Here is a 707-nt window from a genome sequence, read left to right as displayed (position 1 = left end):
GACGCCACCGTAGTCTTCGCCTCCCCCGCGGCGCTGCGCAACGTCCTCGCCACACGGAACGGCCTGGGCCAGGCCGGCCAGCAGGCCCTGGACCGCGTGGAGCTTCTCCTCTCGGCCGGCGCCCCCGTGGCCGAAACACTCCTCGCGGCGATGCAGCGGCTGGTGCCCCGCGCCTCGCTGCATACCCCCTACGGAATGACCGAGGCGCTGCCCGTCACGGACATCAGCCTTGAACAGATCCGTACCGCCGCGGCAGACGCTGCTGCCGGACACATGGCAGGGGCGGGCAACGGCGTGTGTGTGGGCCTGCCGGTGCATGGCGCCCGCGTAGCGGTCATCCCGCTCACTGCGGACGGCACCGCCCCCGGCAACACCCCTGTCACGGAGCCGGGGGTCACCGGCGAGATCCTGGTGGGCGCCCCGCATGTGAAGGAAACCTATGACAGGCTCTGGCTGACCCAGCGTGAGAGCAGCCGCACGGCGGGGTGGCACCGTACCGGCGACGTCGGACACTTCGACAGTGCCGGCCGGCTCTGGGTGGAAGGGCGTTTGGCCCATGTCGTCACCGCGCCGGACGCCGTGGTGACTCCGGTGGGCGCAGAACAGGCCATCGAACGGCTGGACGGCGTCGGGCTGGCGGCCGTCGTCGGCGTGGGCCCTTCCGGGACGCAGGCTGTGGTGGCCGTCGTCGAGACGGAGCCGCAGGC

The 707-nt window shown here is 72.3% G+C and carries 1 protein-coding gene; it reads left to right on the top strand.

Features of this window, described 5'->3' with window-relative positions:
- Nucleotides 1-707: AMP-binding protein (locus ACKAE7_RS21115; protein ID WP_408980236.1), on the top strand; the 707-nt coding region annotated here is incomplete at both ends.

Source organism: Pseudarthrobacter sp. NKDBFgelt, assembly GCF_046097905.1.
GTDB classification, from domain to species: domain Bacteria; phylum Actinomycetota; class Actinomycetes; order Actinomycetales; family Micrococcaceae; genus Arthrobacter; species Arthrobacter polychromogenes.
The sequence above is the reverse complement of the archived record's forward strand: the minus strand, read 5'-3'. Positions and strand labels throughout refer to the sequence as shown.